The following is a 17,088-nucleotide window of genomic DNA, read 5'->3' on the forward strand; positions in this document are numbered from 1 at the left end:
GAGGAACAAAAATGAATGAGGCTGCCTCAAAACCGAAAAAAGGCATTGGTCTGGCGGATATCTTAATCTCGGTGATCGTCCTAGCTATTATTGGTCTAATTATTATTCCATTACCGAGTGCACTATTAGATATTCTGATCATTATCAATTTGACGATCGCGATCAACATTTTACTGATCACCCTGTTTACAAAATCAGTGTTGGAATTCACTACGTTTCCAACCTTGCTGCTGATCACAACGATGTTTCGCTTAGGTTTGAACCTATCTTCCACTCGGTTGATCTTGACCCAAGGAAATGGCGGACACGTGATCGATGCCTTCGCCAATGTCGTTGCCGGCAGCAATTACATCGTGGGGATCATTTTGTTCGTGATCATCATGGTGGTTCAGCTAGTCGTCGTGACCAATGGTGCAGGGCGTGTCTCCGAGGTGACTGCTCGCTTCACATTAGATGCGATGCCCGGCAAGCAAATGGCAATCGATTCCGACCTAAATGCCGGATTGATCACGGAAGCGGATGCCCGCAAACGACGAAAAGATCTGCAGCGAGAAGCTGATTTCTTTGGTTCGATGGATGGTGCCAGCAAGTTTGTCAAAGGGGATGCGATCGCAGGGATTTTGATCACTGTCATCAATTTAGTCGGTGGGGCGATCATTTTCTCCATGGGGGGACAAATGACCGTCATGGAAGCCTTCGCCCAATTCGGGAAACTGGCGATCGGGGATGGCTTGGTCAGCTCGATTCCCTCTTTATTGATTTCGATTGCTTCTGGGGTGATCGTGACTCGTTCCGATAACGATAGTTCCTTTGGTTTGGATATTGCGGTAGATGTGATGCGTAATCCCCAACTGTTTCGGATCGTGGGGGCGATTCTCTTCGTCTTAGCCTTAGTTCCCGGGTTTCCTTTTGTGCCTTTTGTGTTGATTGGCTTAGGCCTTTTCGCAGCCAGTTTTCTGGTGACGCAAAAAGAAGAAAAGCAGCGAGTGGAACAAAAACAATGGGAACAAAAATTGGCACTGGAACGCAAAAAAGAAGCACAGGAAGAAGACGATTCCGTGGCTTCCTTCCAAGTGGAACCAATCTCAGTGGAAATCGGTTATGGTCTGATCCCTATCGTGGATCGTTCGATCGACAACAGCTTGATGAACCGCATCGTGGCGATTCGAAAACAGAGTGCTAGAGAATTAGGGATCTTAGTCAGTCCTGTTCGTATTCGCGACAACCTCTACTTGGATGCCAATGATTATGTGATCAAGATCCGCGGCAACGAAGTCGGTCGCGGCGATATTTACCCGAATAAAGTCATGGTGATCAGCCCGAATGAAGAGCCGTTTCCTTTTCAAGGAATCGCAACAAAAGAACCAGCCTTTCATCTGGATGCTATGTGGATCGATGAATCCGATAAGGAGATGGCGGATCTGCAAGGGTTTACGATTATCGAGCCGTTGACCGTGATCGCAACACACTTAAAAGAAATCATCTATGCCCATGCACCAGAGCTGTTAGGTCGCCAAGAAGTCAAGAAATTATTGGAGGGCATCAAAGAGCAGTACAATGTCGTGATCGATGAATTGATCCCCGATATCTTGCGGCTCGGCGAGGTCCAAAAAGTTTTGCAAAATTTATTGGATGAACAAATTCCCATCAATGACTTAGCAACAATCTTAGAAACTTTAGCCGATTACGGCGTTGTCACGAAAGACGTAGAAGTTTTGACAGAATATGTTCGCCAAGCACTGAAACGGACGATCGCTGCCAAGTATGCCAATGAGAACCACGAGCTGCAAGTGGCGGTGATCCAGCCGAAACTAGAAGAAATCATCGCTCAAAGTATCCAAAAAACCGCAACTGGCTCGTACCCGGTCTTAAAACCAGATACCGTGACCAAGCTGTTGGATGCCATCAGTGGGATCCAACATGCAGCGATCGCTCAAAATATCAATTTCGTGATTCTGGCATCGCCTAAGATCCGGTTAGCATTTAAAAAAATGATCGTTTTTAATTTTCCAGATATCGCCGTTCTTTCTCTAAATGAGATTCCCAATGAAATTGCGATCGAAACGGTGGGCAGTATTGACATTTAAGCAGAATTTTCTTAGGAAGGGGCATCGCCGATGTATGAAGTCGATCGAGAAGCGGAGATCATCAAGTATCTGCCGCTAGTGGAACGGGTGGTTCAGCGCCTGTCTATCAAAACCGCCGATTATGAATCAGGCGATCTCTACAATATTGGGGTGATTGGGTTGATGGATGCCTTGCGGAAATTCGATCCCTCAAAAAAAGTTCCTTTTGAAAGCTATGCAGCGATTCGCATCAAAGGGGCAATCATTGATGAAGTACGCAAGCACGCCAAAATCTCCCGATACAAAATGGCGGCAGTCAATCAGTTTTATCAAGCACGGCAAGAGTTAGAGCAAAGCCTCAAAAGAGAAGCCACCGACACCGAGATCTGCAAACAGCTGGGAATCAACCAAAGTCAACTAGCGGATATTTATGAGAGTCTGCACTACTTAGCCAGCGTCTCTTTGGAAGATACCTTGTTTGCTTACCAAGAAGAAGGCATGACCTTAAAAGATATGGTTCGAGATCCTGCCGAGAATGTCGAAGATACCTTGGTCGCCGAAGAAAAACGCACCGCTTTGGTGGCGTGTATCAAAAAATTAGGGGAACGGGAACAATTGATTTTAAGTTTGTATTATACCGAGGAACTGACGTTAAAAGAAATCGCTGAAATCTTAGAAGTCTCGATTCCACGAGTTTCACAAATTCATGGCAAAACGATTGCCAAATTGCGCACATTGATTGAGGAGGAACTGGCATGATTCGAGGATTGGATGTCTTATCACGGAACATTTCATTATTACAAAAGCGACAAGAGACGACGAGCGGCAATATTGCTAATGTCAATACAACAGGATATCAAGCAAAAACTTTGTTCCAGTCGGCGCTAGATGAAGTGGCATTGCATAATTACCAAAGCGGGCCCAATGCGGATACCCGCCGTGACATCGGTGGATTGTCTTTAGGGACCCAATTGGCAGGCAGTACGATCAGTCAAGACCAAGGTGCCGTCAAACAGACGGGACAAGCCAGCGATTTTGCACTGCTTTCTGAAGGCTACTTTGTCGTTCAAAACAACGCGGGTCAGCGGTTGTATACGAGAAATGGCGACTTTACCGTCAATCAGCAGAATCAATACGTGACACAAGAAGGCTATCTTGTCTTGGGTGCCAATGGACAAGCAGTCAGCGCCTTAGGACCAGCGAACTTTCAGATCCAAACATTCCCCCCAGAAGCATTGACTACAGCTGGTCAAAACTACGTGACTAGCAACGCAGCAGGAACCACGGTGAATGCACCCGTGATCCAGCAAGGTGCCTTAGAACAAGCCAATGTAGCGGTTGCCGATGAAATGGTGGCGATGATCCAGACTTCTCGGGAATTTGAAGCCAATCAGAAAGTCTTGAGTTCAACGAATCAAACATTGCAAAAAGCGGTCAACGAATTAGGAAAGATTTGAGGATGAGTCAATGAATATCAGTGGATTATTAGGAATCAGCCGTTCTGGGTTGAATCATTTGCAGACAAACTTAGACACGACAGCCAACAACATCGCCAACGTCAATACCAATGGCTACCAAGCACAAACGACCCATTTTCAAGCATTGATGGAAAATGCCATCGGTGCAGAAGAAACGCTATTTAATGGCAACGCCGCCCAATATGGTGCGTCAATGGGGGCAAAAGCGACTACGACTACCAGTTTTGCCCAAGGCAATCTGGCGGGCACTGCTCAGCCATTAGATCTCGCGATCCAAGGCAATGGCTTTTTCGGGGTTCGGGACCAAACCGGTCAATTGCTGCTGAGTCGAGCAGGCAATTTTCATTTAAGTGAGAACAAGCAATTAGTCAATAGTGAAGGGTACCCTGTGGCAATGACCACAAACGTACCAACCGCGCAGTGGCCAGATGCGCAGCAAATCGCAATAGATGCCAGCGGTCAGTTGACGACGGAAGAAAATGGTCAGACTCGCGTGTTGGGACAGCTGACCCTTTATCAGCCGACGAATACAGAAAACATCACGCCAGTGGGCAACCAACTGTACAGTGCCGGTGATCAAGCGTTGCTTACTTCTCAAACCAATCCGGCAGCCTTTGGCAGCGTCTTGCAAGGACAGTTAGAACAGTCGACGGTGGATCTAGCGACGTCCATGACAGACTTGTTAACGACCCAGCGTGCGTATGGATTGAATACGAAAGCCATGCAGACAGCCGATGAGATGTGGTCCGTGATCAATCGTTTTACAGATTAGAGGAGAAAGAACATGATTCGCTTAACCAAGGTCAGTAAAAAATTCAGCAATGGTACGTTGGCATTGGCCGATATTTCTGTTGCGATCCCTCAAGGAGAATTTATCTATGTGGTGGGTCCCAGTGGTGCCGGCAAATCGACCTTATTCAAATTGCTCTTGAAAGAAGAAGAGCTTTCGGCCGGTTCTATCCAAGTCGGCAATGTCTTGTTGGAACAACTCAAAGACCGTCATCTCTATATGATTCGACGACAAGTCGGTATCGTCGGACAAGAAGACCTTTTGCTTCCTTATCTGACGGTTGCCAAAAACGTTGACTATGCGCTGCAAGTACTAGGCACTCCCCGCAAGCTGCGTCAGGAAAAAACCGCCAAAGCGCTGCAACTGGTGGGCATGTTTCCTCAAAAGGATCACTATCCTGAAGAGCTTTCCGTGGGACAGCGCAAAAAAGTAGCGATCGCGCGGGCGATCGTCACAGAGCCAGCAGTCTTGATCGCCGATGAGCCCACCGCCAATCTGGATGCCAAATCAGCCGTCGAAGTCATGAAACTGCTCTTGCGGATCAATCAAGTGGGTGCCACGATCCTCTTGGCGACCCACGACAGTACGATGGTCAATACGGTCCGTAATCGAGTAGTCGAGCTGCAAAACGGTCGTTTGGTTCGTGATGAATACCAAGGCGGCTATACGCGCTTTGCTGATCCAAAAGATACATATGTCTGGTGAAGATGCTTAACTTTTCTAGCAAAAGATCCGATTAAAGAACTAGAAGATTGTTTTCATAATCGGATAAAGAAGGAGTGACCCAACGATTATCAAGTGAAGAGCGAATCTTGATAAACAGCACGACTGATCATTTTGCATAGGAAAGGATACTGTTATGAAGAAGAAGGTACAAGCTATCATCAAAAAAATCCGCTTGGCGGCGTTGATTCCGCTAGGATTTACCCTGATCGTATTATTAGGATGCTATTTCTTCGTGATCCGCACCCATGGAGACGGACAAGCAGCAAAAAGTTTCTTTATTTTTTCAGTAATCGTACTGCTGCTAGAAATCGCAGTGTTAGTAGGAATGACCTATTTGGTAAAAAAAGAGACCCACTCAGGCATGGATACGTTGTTGACAGAACTAGAAGCAGTCGGTTCTGGCGATCTGTCGCATATTGATGAGATCGGCAGCAGCGACCAAACTTCCCTTTTTGGGCAAGTTCAAAATCGTTTTCAAGGGGTTTTAAACACCTTCAAAGCGGTGATCGTTGGCATGCACGAAGAAAGCAGCCGAATGGAAAAAATGGTAGGCGGCCTAACGACAACCTCAAAAAATGCCAAAAATTCAATTGAAAATGTGCGTCAGACGATGAACGCCATCGCAGATGCCACTAGTTCACAAGCCTCCGAAGCGGAACAAACCTCCTTTGATATGGACGAGCTAGCCTTAAGTATCGAAGAGATCCACAAAGAGATCGAATTGATGAATGGCTATGTCGGTCAATCCCAAAGCAGCAATGTCCACAATTCAGAAATGATGTTCCATGTATTTGAAAGCTGGGAGATCGAACGGCAAAACCAAGCGGAATTAGTGGAAAGCATGAACGACATGAACGAAGATGTCCAAAGCATCGGTAAGATCGTTCAGCTGATCAATGACATTTCTGATCAGACCAACTTACTGGCATTGAATGCATCCATCGAAGCAGCTCGAGCTGGAGAAGCGGGCCGAGGGTTTGCCATCGTTGCGGAAGAAGTCCGCAGCTTGGCGGAACAAAGCAGTCAATCAACGAAAAGCATTCGTTCGATCATTGAAACGATCCGCAAAAAATCGGAAAAAGTGGTCTCTGCAGTGACGGATTCCTTTGAAAGCGGCGAAAAACAAACCAACAATATCAACAAAGCGATCGAGTCAGCCAATGAGATCTCTGATATTGTCGAAAAATTGGTTTCAAGTATTCAAGCCGTGGAAGCCCATATTACGGGGATCGTTGAGAAAAAAGACATGGTTCAAGTTTCCGTCAGCAACATTTCGGCTGCTGTTTCGGAAACCTCTGCCGGCACCCAAGAAGTAACGGCAAACTTAGAGGACTTCTACTTAGTCATCGAAGACTTTGAGCGGAATGTGCAAGAGATCGAAACGATCGCCACTATCCTTAAATTCCAAGTGGATAGTTTCAAATTCTAAAAAGGAGCAGTGACGCCAATGGAACAATACGTTGTATTTAAAAGTCATCAACAACTCTTTGCCTTGCGTATCGACTATGTGGTACGGGTCATTGAGGCTGCTTCTTTTACACAGCTGCCAGAAGTGGCAGATTTCGTGCTGGGGATCCAGCCTTTTGAAGAGGCGATGGTGCCGATCATTGACATCCGCAAAAAGCTGTTTGATGAATTTACACCGGAAACTGGGCAAAATGTGGTTTTGTTGTGTCACTGGCAAGAGCAAGCGATCGGCCTTTACGTGGAAGAGATCGTCGGTATTTTACCGCTAGTTGAAAGTCCTAGCAATGCGGAACTAAATACATCAGAACTCAAGCAAAACTATATCGAAGCCTTTCTGAAAAAAGACGATGAACTTGTGCTGGCATTGGAGCTGCCGTTTCTCTTTAGCTATGAACAAGCCGCTGAGATGACGGCGGAGTTAGACGCCTATCAGACAGAGGAATTGGCAGCCGCCAATGACGATGACAATGATGACCGTGAATGAGGAACTGCATGTGGGGATCTCGGAGTATAAGATCGCCCAAGCGCCAACGCGTTTGATCACGGTGGGTTTAGGTTCTTGCATCGGCACGATCATTTACGATGAAGCCAGTCATATCGGCGGCTTGAGTCATATTATGCTGCCAGATAGTCAGCCTTTTTTGCACAAGCGGGAAATCAAGCCCGAGAAGTTTGCGGACTTGGCATTGCCAGCGATGGTGGCTGAGCTGGAACAAAAGATCCGTCGGCCTCGCTTTCAAGCGAAAATCGTTGGCGGCGCCAATATGTTTCAGTTCCAGACGCTTAACGCTGCCAGCAATATTGGTCAGCGCAATATTGAAGCCGTCGAGGAAGTCTTGGCTCGGCTAAACATTCCGATCGTAGCCAAACATGTTGGCGGCAGCGCTGGTCGAACGATGATCGTGGATCTTCAGGATTTCAAGACCATGGTTCGGCAAGTCAAACAAGAAATCGTTTATTTGTAAAAGGAGTACAGGGACATGAAAAAAGTAATGATCGTCGATGATTCGGCATTCATGCGGAAAGTAGTGACAGATTTATTGAATCAGCTGCCTGATATCGAGGTGACCGTCGCTGCCCGCAATGGCAAACAAGCATTGGACTATCTGACCAAAGAAGCGATCGATTTGGTAGTAATGGATGTGGAGATGCCAGTGATGAACGGATTAGAGACCTTGCGGAGGATGAAACAGCAATCAGCCATTCCCATCATCATGCTTAGTTCATTAACCAATCAAGAAACCACGATTGAGGCTTTGGCGCTTGGCGCCCGAGATTTTGTGGAAAAACCCGTCAGTCTATCGATGATCGAAAAAGAATGGATCGCTGAATTTCATCAAAAGATTTTGGCGATGGATCATGAAGTCGGTACGGTTCACCCGCCAGTACCAACGATTGCCCAGCCCACTAAGCTGACACAAAACAGCTTGCCGGTATCACTTGATGCGCTAGTCATTGGTGCTTCAACAGGCGGCCCCCGTGCTTTGCTGGGAATTATTCGCCGTCTGCCTGCACGTTTGCGTTGCCCGATTTTGATCGTTCAGCATATGCCAGCGGGCTTCACGGCTTCCTTTGCAAAACGCTTAGACACAGAGACAACCGTCCGAGTACAAGAAGCAGTCGACGGCATGCGGATCGAAAATCAAGTGTATCTTTGTCCAGGGGATTACCACATGACGGTCCAACAAGGGCACCTGCAGCTGGACCAGCGAGAAAAACGGCATGGGACGCGGCCAACCGTCGATTATCTTTTTTCCTCAGCAGCTGACTACTATGGCCCGCAACTAGCGGCAGTGGTTTTGACGGGGATGGGAAAAGACGGCACCGCTGGCTTACGACAGATCCAAGCGGCTGGGGGCTATACGATCGTTCAAGACAAAGAAACGTGTACAGTCTTTGGGATGCCGCGGTATGCCATTGAACAAGGAGTCGTGGATGAAGTCCTGCCATTGCAGGGCATTGAAGCAAAAATTGCACAGATGGTCAGGTGAAGAAGATGGAAGAAGAATTTGCCTTATTTAATGCGTGGGTGGATCGCCGATTAGGGATTCCCTTAGCCGCATACAAAGAAAATCAAATGCAGCGCCGCATCCTTACGATCATGGAAAACAGCGGAGCAAAAACGTTGAGGGAATACCAGCAATTGATCGAAGGCGATGAAGGGGTGCGGGCGGCTTTTTTAGCCCATATCACCATTAACGTAACGGAATTTTATCGCAACAAAGAACTGTTTGACGCCTTTGAACGCGTCTTGAAAACCATTGTTCTCCCGAAAACCACGCTGCCCAAAATTTGGAGTGCCGCATGTTCGATTGGGGCAGAGCCCTATACGATCGCGATGCTGCTAGAAAAAAACCAAATTGCCGCAGCCAATGTCTTGGCTACCGATATCGATACGCAAATTTTGGCAAAAGCCAAGCAAGGACTCTATCGAGACCACGAATTGCGAAATGTCTCAGCGGTAGAACGTACCCGTTTTTTTGATGCAAAAGAAAAGAACCAGTTTCAGATCAAACCAGAAATCAAACGGCGGGTTCATTTTAAGCAACACGATCTTTTGAAAGACCCGTACAATGGGCCTTTTGATGTGATCGTTTGCCGTAATGTGACGATTTATTTCAAAAGTGATGCTCGGGATGCCGTCTATCAAAAATTCAGCGATGCATTGGTGCCAGGGGGCATTTTGTTTACGGGAGCGACAGAAACGATCAATTTTGCGGAACAATTCGGTCTCAAGAAAATCGATTCGTTTATCTATCAAAAAGTATAATTTTGTAAAGGAGGGACCCATTTGGATGACAATAGTGTCTATCGTACCCTTTTCTTTGAAGAAACAGACGATCATTTAGCGCAGTTGAATGATCATGTCTTGCAATTGGAAAACGATCCAAAAGATAGCGCCTTGCTGAATGATATTTTCCGTTCTGCCCATACCCTTAAAGGGATGGCGGCAACGATGGGCTATGACGTCATGACGCAGCTGACCCATAAAATGGAAAATATTTTTGAGTTATTTAAAACTGGGACCTTGCAAGTGACCCAGCAATCGATCTCATTGATTTTCAAATGTCTGGATCGCCTGTCAGAACTTGTGGAGGACTTGCGGGAAGAACGCGACCTGCAGCCAGCTCAAATTGCCGATTTATTGGCCGAACTTGACCAAACGGAACATTCTGGCGGTATATCAACCGAGACAGAAGCAAGCCAAAAACCCACCGCAGTAGGCGCGTTAACCCCACAGCTTCAACAGATCGATCCTTCTGATCTGTATGTGATCGAGCAAGCGGCTGGAGATGGCTATCAAGCGGTCCAAATTGCTATTCGCTTAGATGCCCAATCCATGTTAAAAGGCGCTCGTGCCTTCTTGATCATGGAAAAGCTGGGCCAAGCAGGGGATGTTCTTTATACAGAACCAGATGCCCAAACACTCGAAGAAGGCACCTTTGAATCAGATTTTTCACTGCTGTATTTGACGCAGCAAACACTGGCTGATGTCGAGCAAAACATCGCCAGCAATAGTGAGATTGAAGCCTTCGTGGTGGCACCGTTTGATCCTTCAGCTGCTGTGTTGGAGGAGGCAGAAGAGCTGCTTCAACCAGTGCCGACCCCAGAGTCAGAGACTCCTGCCCTTCAGCAAGCGACAACAGAAACGAAAGAAAAATCGCCGGCGCCCGCGCATCATGCGTCCGCCCAAAACCAATCGATCCGAGTCGACTTGAATCGCTTAGATTCATTCTTGGATCTCGTGTCCGAATTGGTGGTCTATCGCAATCAATTGGAAGATGTCAGTGAGCGGGAAAACATCGAAGCAGTCAAAGACCCCTTAGAGCAAGTTTCGCGATTGACCTCTGAGCTGCAAGATTTGGTCTTGCGGATCCGCATGCAGCAAGTCAATGTCGTCTTTAGTCGCTTTCCGCGAATGGTTCGGGACTTATCCAATGAACTGCAAAAGGAAATGGAACTTGTCATTTTTGGGGAAGAAACGGAATTGGATAAAACAGTGGTTTCTGAGTTGAGTGAACCTCTGGTCCATCTATTGCGTAATTCTGTCGATCACGGCATCGAAGCACCCGATGTTCGGGAAAAACTGGGCAAACCGCGCAAGGGCACGATTCGCTTGGCGGCCTACCAAGAAGGCAATCGCGTGATCATTACTTTAGAGGATGATGGCAAAGGCCTTGATCCGCAAGTAATCAAAGCAAGTGCTGAAAAGAAAGGCTTAGCAACGGAAGGCCTTTCCGATGAAGCTTTGCAGCAGCTGATTTTCCATCCTGGTTTTTCAACGGCGCAAGAAGTGACCAATATTTCTGGGCGCGGTGTCGGGATGGATGCTGTGCAATCGAAGATCACCCAACTAGGGGGCACGATCGAAATGAAGAGTCAGCCGAATAAAGGCACGCAGTTTGTGATCAAATTGCCATTGACCCTGTCGATCATTCAAGCGTTGATGGTTCGTGTCGGAGCAGAAACCTTCGCGATTCCATTAAATCTCGTCGAACGCGTGGTGATGGTCAAAGAAGAAGAGATCATCCAGACGGTCTCGGATGAGGTCTATCGTTTTCAAGAGGAGTTGATTCCGTTGGTCCGGACCGATCAACTCTTAGCGATCGAAGGCGATCCATCTGAGAAAAAATTCGCCATCATCGTCAACAATGACCAGCAATTTCACGGCATTTTGGCAGATGAGCTGATCGGTCAACAAGAAATCGTCATCAAGAAAATCGATCCATTGCTGCAAAAGCTGAATCGCTATCAAGGAGCAACGATTATGGGCAACGGCTCGATCGCACTGATCCTAGACATTCATGCCATCTGTCAGGAAAAAAAGGATGACCGCTTATGAGCTATACAGCGCTGCAGATCGATGGGCTAAAAGAACTGATCAATATCGGCGGTGGTCACGCTGCGACGAGTTTATCAAAGCTCGTCCAACAACCGATCGATATGCGGGTACCGGAAGTCGAGATTCTAGCGTATGAGGACCTGTATCAGCAGATCATGGCGGAAGACAAAGAAGTTCATGTAGTGATGAGCCAGATCGAAGGGGCGTTTCGAGGGATCTTCTTGTTTGTCTTAACGGATGAATCCGCCGCAAAATTGCGTCAGTTGATGATCCAAGAAAGCGATCCGTCTGAAGAGTTGAAACAATCGGTCATCAACGAGTTGACCAACATCCTTACCAATTCTTTTTTGATCGCGATCGGGCAACTGTTGGAAACCCAGCTGAGTGCGTCTTTACCAAGCGCCAGCTATGATTTCTTTGGCGCAGCGATCAGCTCCATCTATTTGGCGATGGCCCAGTATGATGAGCAGGTGATGGTGATTCGTAATGAGTTCGTCTACGCCAAAGAAACATTAGAGGCATCGTTATTTTTGATTCCAGAAATCGGTGTACTAGAAAACATATTTGATTCATTAGGAATTTGAAAGGGGCAAATACAATGTCAAAAAAAGTATTGATCGTGGATGATGCGGTATTTATGCGCATGAAATTAAAGGATATTTTAGAAAAAAACGGCTATGAAGTCGTGGGGGAAGCCCAAAATGGCCAAGAGGCTTTTGAAAAATACCAAGCAACGACACCAGACTTAGTGACTATGGATATCACGATGCCAGAAGTGGACGGTTTAGAGGCATTAAAAATGATCCGCACGTTTGATGCGCAGGCGAAAGTCGTGATGTGCAGTGCGATGGGGCAACAAGGAATGGTGATGGATGCGATTCGCGCCGGTGCGGTGGACTTTATCGTGAAGCCCTTTGACACGGACCGCGTAATCACTGCCATCGACAAAGCCTTTGCCTAATGCCTAGGAGGATAGCGACATGCAGATGATTCTTTTCAAAATGGCTCAGCAGTACTATTTGATCTCGGCGGACTCGGTGGACGAGGTCATTGATGCCCCTTCTTTTACGAAGGTGCCCTTAGCACCAGAGTGGGTGGAAGGGTTGATCAATCTGCGGGGGTCTGTCGTAACGGTGATTCGTTTGGCAAAATTGATTCCCATCATGGAACCAGCCTACGAAAAAAACATATTGATCATGAAGAAGCAAGAGGAGACCAAAGGGGTCCTCGTAGAAGAAGTAATTGAAGTTCTTGATATCACCGAAGACGATATCCAACTAGGCAATCAAGAGACAGAACACGCCGTTGGGGTCGTGCCGATCGGTGAAAAAGTAGCCAGTGTGATTCAAATCGATCACATGATTTTTTAAAAAAATGGGGGATTAGTGTGGATCAGGTATTGACGCAGCAAGAGATTGATTTATTGTTGAATGCGATGAGCAGCGGAGAGATCGATCAAGAAATTATTGAGATAGAAGACAAACAAGCCAAAGTGAAAGCCTACGATTTTCGCCGACCAACAAAGCTGTCGAAAGAATACGTCAATACCCTGCACATGATCTTCGAGGATTTCTCGAAGATGAGCAGCAGCATGCTTTCTACCCAACTGCGGACCAATGTTTCTTTGCAGTTGGCAGCTATCGAACAAGTCAGTTATGACGAATTTATCCATTCGATACCAAAATTTACTTTGTTGGGGCTCTTTCATTCGCAGCCTTTGAGCGGGATCCAAATGATCGAGATGAACCCACAACTGTGTATGATGTTGGTGGAGTTGTTGTGCGGCGGCTTGGATGTCTATCAAAACAAGCCGATCGAAATGGATTTTAGCGAGAAAAAAAGTTTTACTGATATTGAAACAGCGATCTTGGAAGAAGTAGTAGCACAATTTGTACGGGTCTACCAAAATGTTTGGAAGGACATCGTTGCCTTGGATTCGGTTTTGGATGGAATCGATACGAATCCGCAATTGATGCAAAACATGTCGCCCAACGAACCCGTCGTATTAGTGACCTTTACTATCAAAATTTTTGAAGTGAAACATTTCATCAATCTATGTATCCCCTATGTCTTTTTTGAAGGGATCATTGATAAATTAAGTTTCCGCAATTGGTTTGATAGCAATCAGCCCGTCAACCAAGACGATAGCCGCGAGTTGCAAAAAAGTTTGAATGGGGTCGGATTGAATCTAGAAGTTCTGCTGGGCCATGCTCAAATGAGTCTTTCTGAGTTTCTCCACTTAGAAGAAGGCGATGTCATCAAACTAGACAAAAAAATTACTGAACCATTAGAGACCTTCATCGATGGAAAACCTTACTTCCGAGCAAAACCTGGGAAGCAAGAGGACCATTTAGCCATTGAATTATTAGACAAGTTAGAAGAGGAGCAAGAACTATGAGTGAACGTTTATCCCAAGCAGAAATCGATGCATTGTTGAATCAAAGTGCCCCAGCCCAGCCGCAAGGATTAGAAGAGCAAGTCAAAGTCGACATTATCGGCGAAGTTGGCAATATCTCCATGTCGCAGGCGGCGACGACGTTGTCTTCCATTCTTGATCGTCGGGTCAGCATCACGACTCCTCGGGTGTCTAAAATCAAATTTGGTGAGATCTTAAACGACCTCGTTGCACCAAAAGTAGCGACGACAGTTGAATTTAAAGAAGGCCTTTTAGGCAGTAATTTGATGCTGTTAGAAGTCAAAGATGCCATCGTGATCGCCGATTTGATGATGGGGGGAACCGGTGAAACCACCAATACCCAATTTACGGAATTAGAGCTAAGTGCTGTGGCCGAAGCCATGAACCAAATGATTGGGACGGCCTCGACTTCGATGGCAACGATGATCAGCCGCAAAGTGGATATCTTACCGCCGATCGTCAAACTATGGGAGACGCCAGAAAACATTGAGTATAGCGGGATCGAGGCAGAGGAAGAGATTTATTGTATCTCATTTTCTTTGCGCGTCGAAGGTTTGATCGAAAGCAAAATCATGCAGATCTTTACGGATCCGGTGGTCAACGATATCGCCAGTGCGATGCTGTCCGATGAAGCGACTGTCGTTACTCGGGAAACACCAACACCGCAGCCAACGGCACCCGTTGCTGCACCTACGCCAGAACCAGCGGTTGCATCAAAGCCCGTGGAAGTCAGCAAACCGGCGTTTCAAACATTGGCCTCCAGCGGAGTGAGCGATGGGGATAATTTGGACTTGATCCTTGATGTGCCATTGGATCTAAGTGTCGTGTTAGGCCGCAGCAAAAAAACCATTAAGGATATTTTATCTTTCAATACGGGGTCCGTCATCGAGCTTGAAAAACTGACGGATGAACCGCTAGAGATTTTGTTGAACGGCAAACTGATCGCCACTGGGGAAGTCGTGGTCATCAATGAAAACTTTGGTGTGCGGATCACCAACATTCTTTCGCAAAAACAACGCATCCACAATTTGCATTAATTTGAAGAAATCGCAAAAAGTTAAACATATGGGTTTAACTTTTTTGTGATTTGACCGATAGTAGAGGGTAGAAGAATGAGAACGGAGGAGAACCTATGAAAATCGAAAGAGGGTACGCAGAATACAGCGACAAGGCCATCAAACGTGAAGCGGTCAAACAAGAAAAGCCATCTGCTGCTCAGACAGAAAAAACCGTCGATGTTCAATTGTCCGAAACAGCTCAAGCCATTCAAAAGAGTGCCAATCAAACAGCCAGTCGCAGTGAGCGAGTGGCAGAATTGAAACGAGCGATCAAAGAAGGCACCTACCAAGTATCTGCCGAAACGATCGCAGATAAAATGCTGCAACAAGATGAAAAGCAGGTCGACTAGATGACAGAACGGGAATTTGAGCGTCAGCTTCAGCAGTTCTTGCGGTTGCTGCAAAAAGAAAAGACCTGCTTGATCAAAAATCAAGCAGAAAAATTACCAGAACTCGTCGAGAAAAAAACCGCCTTCGTACCCGTTTTTTCCACGTATGAAGGAACTCTTTCAGTGGCGATCAAAGAACTCATCCGCCAGATCCAAGTGCAGCAAGCCGAAAATCTCCTGCTGACGGAACAAGCCATTAGTTTCCAAACCGTTTTGATGGATGCAGTCAAAGAAAATATCAAGACACCGGCAAATACGTATTCGAAATACCAAGAAAAACAAGCTGTCTCAACAGCGATCATCGATCAAAAAATGTAAGGAGTACTTCTATGACAGGACTATTTGGTTCATTAGGCACCGCAACCCGGGGCATGACCGCCAATCAAGCAGCGTTGCAAACCAGCAGCCACAACATTGCAAATACCAATACAGACGGCTACTCAAGACAACGAGTCAACTTGCAAGCCGAAGCGTCTTACCATCTAGCGGGTGTCGGCAGCATCGGTATGGGTGTGAAAGTCGGCAGTGTCGAACGGATCGTCGATGATTTTGTCATTGGACAAGTACGCAATGCCAATTCTACCTATACATATTATGAACAAAAAGCAGACATATTAGGACAGCTGGAAAGTTTAATGAATGAGCCTTCCGACAACGGACTGTCCAAACAGCTGGCAACGATGTTTGATTCTTGGACAGCATTAGCCAACAATCCTGAACTGGATACGTCTAAGACCCTTGTGCTGGAAAACAGCAGTACGTTTGCCGATACCATCAACCAAATGGGCAAACAAATGACACAGCTGCAAAGCGAAACGCTGGATACCATCGAAAAATCCGCGCTGGACTTCAATGAGAAGGTCAAGCAGCTGCAATCCTTGAATGAACAGATCTATGGGTTGACGACAAGTGGTGAAACACCCAATGATCTCTTAGATCGTCGGGACAGTCTGTTGAAAGATCTCTCGGGTCTAGCAGGGATCGAAACCAAGACCGATCAATATGGCCGTGGGTTTGTATCCATGAGCGGACAGACGATTTTAAGTGCGGAGGAACGCAATACCCTTAGTGTGGTGGTGGGACAAAGCGACACAGGCGCCTTGGTTTCCAAAGACGGCAACGCCTTGAATCCTGCCGAAACCATCACAGGGTCTTATCCAGCAGGAACCGTCTTGTTGACGAAAACCACCGACAATGGCGACACCGCCTATACAGAATTGCCGATCAAAGAAGGCGCGATCGGGGGCCTGCAAGCATCATCTGGTGAAATCGGCAGCCGCTTGACGGAATTGAACAACTTTACGACGACGATCGCGCAAGCCATGAACATGGTCTTTACCGGCGGCGCTTCTCGTACAAGCGGACTATTTGAGATCGGCCAAGATGATACCGGCACAGCGACGACGATTCGGGTCAGCCAAGCACTGTTAGATAACCCAAGTCTGGTGACCGGCGGAACGAGCAATGCAGCAGGAGATGGTTCAAGAGCTGCTGCAATGGCGAAACTCAGCAGTGCCAAATTGGATTTCCCGTTGTCAGAAAAGACGATCGCTTCTTTTGATTCTGAGACATTGACGTTTGCCAATGCAGCATCTGGCATGAGTGTCAGCAGCTATTTTAACAGCATCGTCACCAAAAACGGGATCTCAAAACAGCAAGCCGACAATACAGTCAGTGCCCAATTGTCGCTGCTGAATCAACTAGAATACAAAAATCAATCGGTGTCTGGGGTTTCATTAAATGAAGAAATGTCAGATGTGATTCGTTTCCAACAAGGATTTCAGGCCAATGCCCGCATATTATCGGTCGTTTCTGAAATGTTAGACACATTGATCAATCGAACAGGAGTGTAGAC

19 protein-coding genes are annotated in these 17,088 nt (G+C 46.7%); all 19 read left to right on the plus strand.

Features of this window, described 5'->3' with window-relative positions; all coding sequences use genetic code 11:
- Nucleotides 1–11 precede the first annotated feature (11 nt).
- The 19 genes from flhA (at nt 12) to flgK (ending at nt 17,086) form a co-directional block, all read left to right on the plus strand.
- On the plus strand, nt 12–2,087 hold the full coding sequence (flhA, locus tag ENLAB_RS09815) for a flagellar biosynthesis protein FlhA (protein WP_244350884.1): 2,076 nt from the start codon (nt 12–14) through the stop codon (nt 2,085–2,087).
- A gap of 30 nt (nt 2,088–2,117) precedes the next feature.
- The gene (locus ENLAB_RS09820; protein WP_015508736.1) at nt 2,118–2,825 is read left to right on the plus strand and encodes a sigma-70 family RNA polymerase sigma factor; all 708 of its coding nucleotides are present in this window, start codon (nt 2,118–2,120) and stop codon (nt 2,823–2,825) included.
- Nucleotides 2,822–3,523 (plus strand): flagellar hook-basal body protein, encoded by a 702-nt coding sequence (locus ENLAB_RS09825; RefSeq protein WP_086293575.1) that lies wholly within the window; start codon nt 2,822–2,824, stop codon nt 3,521–3,523. Before ENLAB_RS09820 ends, ENLAB_RS09825 begins: the two co-directional genes overlap by 4 nt.
- A gap of 10 nt (nt 3,524–3,533) precedes the next feature.
- Nucleotides 3,534–4,316 (plus strand): flagellar hook-basal body protein, encoded by a 783-nt coding sequence (locus ENLAB_RS16895; protein WP_142426403.1) that lies wholly within the window; start codon nt 3,534–3,536, stop codon nt 4,314–4,316.
- Nucleotides 4,317–4,328: 12 nt separating this feature from the next.
- Nucleotides 4,329–5,039, plus strand: coding sequence for a cell division ATP-binding protein FtsE (locus ENLAB_RS09840; protein ID WP_005232774.1), 711 nt, complete (start codon nt 4,329–4,331; stop codon nt 5,037–5,039).
- Nucleotides 5,040–5,193: 154 nt separating this feature from the next.
- Nucleotides 5,194–6,489, plus strand: coding sequence for a methyl-accepting chemotaxis protein (locus tag ENLAB_RS09845; protein WP_005226627.1), 1,296 nt, complete (start codon nt 5,194–5,196; stop codon nt 6,487–6,489).
- A gap of 18 nt (nt 6,490–6,507) precedes the next feature.
- Nucleotides 6,508–7,011: a chemotaxis protein CheW gene (locus ENLAB_RS09850; protein WP_244350887.1), complete on the plus strand. Its 504-nt coding sequence runs from the start codon at nt 6,508–6,510 to the stop codon at nt 7,009–7,011.
- Nucleotides 6,983–7,492 carry a chemotaxis protein CheD gene (locus ENLAB_RS09855; RefSeq protein WP_005226629.1) on the plus strand — a complete coding sequence of 170 codons (510 nt, stop codon included), beginning with the start codon at nt 6,983–6,985 and terminating at the stop codon, nt 7,490–7,492. Before ENLAB_RS09850 ends, ENLAB_RS09855 begins: the two co-directional genes overlap by 29 nt.
- A gap of 15 nt (nt 7,493–7,507) precedes the next feature.
- Entirely contained in the window at nt 7,508–8,518 is a 1,011-nt protein-coding gene (cheB, locus tag ENLAB_RS09860) for a chemotaxis-specific protein-glutamate methyltransferase CheB (RefSeq protein ID WP_244350889.1), read from the plus strand.
- A 5-nt stretch (nt 8,519–8,523) separates the two neighbouring features.
- The gene (locus ENLAB_RS09865; RefSeq protein ID WP_244350892.1) at nt 8,524–9,297 is read left to right on the plus strand and encodes a CheR family methyltransferase; all 774 of its coding nucleotides are present in this window, start codon (nt 8,524–8,526) and stop codon (nt 9,295–9,297) included.
- 21 nt (nt 9,298–9,318) lie between these two features.
- The gene (locus tag ENLAB_RS09870; protein WP_244350895.1) at nt 9,319–11,370 is read left to right on the plus strand and encodes a chemotaxis protein CheA; all 2,052 of its coding nucleotides are present in this window, start codon (nt 9,319–9,321) and stop codon (nt 11,368–11,370) included.
- On the plus strand, nt 11,367–11,954 hold the full coding sequence (locus tag ENLAB_RS09875; protein WP_005226634.1) for a chemotaxis protein CheC: 588 nt from the start codon (nt 11,367–11,369) through the stop codon (nt 11,952–11,954). The genes ENLAB_RS09870 and ENLAB_RS09875 overlap by 4 nt, the downstream gene beginning before the upstream one ends.
- Nucleotides 11,955–11,968: 14 nt before the next feature.
- Nucleotides 11,969–12,331 (plus strand): response regulator, encoded by a 363-nt coding sequence (locus ENLAB_RS09880; RefSeq protein ID WP_003129084.1) that lies wholly within the window; start codon nt 11,969–11,971, stop codon nt 12,329–12,331.
- Between the two features lie 19 nt (nt 12,332–12,350).
- Nucleotides 12,351–12,740 (plus strand): chemotaxis protein CheW, encoded by a 390-nt coding sequence (locus ENLAB_RS09885; protein ID WP_096742049.1) that lies wholly within the window; start codon nt 12,351–12,353, stop codon nt 12,738–12,740.
- Nucleotides 12,741–12,757: 17 nt separating this feature from the next.
- Nucleotides 12,758–13,768 (plus strand): flagellar motor switch protein FliM, encoded by a 1,011-nt coding sequence (gene fliM / locus ENLAB_RS09890; protein WP_008376586.1) that lies wholly within the window; start codon nt 12,758–12,760, stop codon nt 13,766–13,768.
- Nucleotides 13,765–14,823 carry a flagellar motor switch phosphatase FliY gene (gene fliY, locus ENLAB_RS09895; protein WP_244350898.1) on the plus strand — a complete coding sequence of 353 codons (1,059 nt, stop codon included), beginning with the start codon at nt 13,765–13,767 and terminating at the stop codon, nt 14,821–14,823. Before fliM ends, fliY begins: the two co-directional genes overlap by 4 nt.
- Nucleotides 14,824–14,918: 95 nt before the next feature.
- Nucleotides 14,919–15,194 (plus strand): flagellar biosynthesis anti-sigma factor FlgM, encoded by a 276-nt coding sequence (flgM, locus tag ENLAB_RS09900; protein WP_005226638.1) that lies wholly within the window; start codon nt 14,919–14,921, stop codon nt 15,192–15,194.
- On the plus strand, nt 15,195–15,551 hold the full coding sequence (locus ENLAB_RS09905) for a hypothetical protein (protein WP_016609029.1): 357 nt from the start codon (nt 15,195–15,197) through the stop codon (nt 15,549–15,551).
- Nucleotides 15,552–15,562: 11 nt separating this feature from the next.
- Nucleotides 15,563–17,086 carry a flagellar hook-associated protein FlgK gene (gene flgK, locus ENLAB_RS09910; protein WP_244350901.1) on the plus strand — a complete coding sequence of 508 codons (1,524 nt, stop codon included), beginning with the start codon at nt 15,563–15,565 and terminating at the stop codon, nt 17,084–17,086.
- Nucleotides 17,087–17,088 lie beyond the last annotated feature (2 nt).

It is taken from the genome of Enterococcus innesii (assembly GCF_022846515.1).
Taxonomy (GTDB): domain Bacteria; phylum Bacillota; class Bacilli; order Lactobacillales; family Enterococcaceae; genus Enterococcus_D; species Enterococcus_D innesii.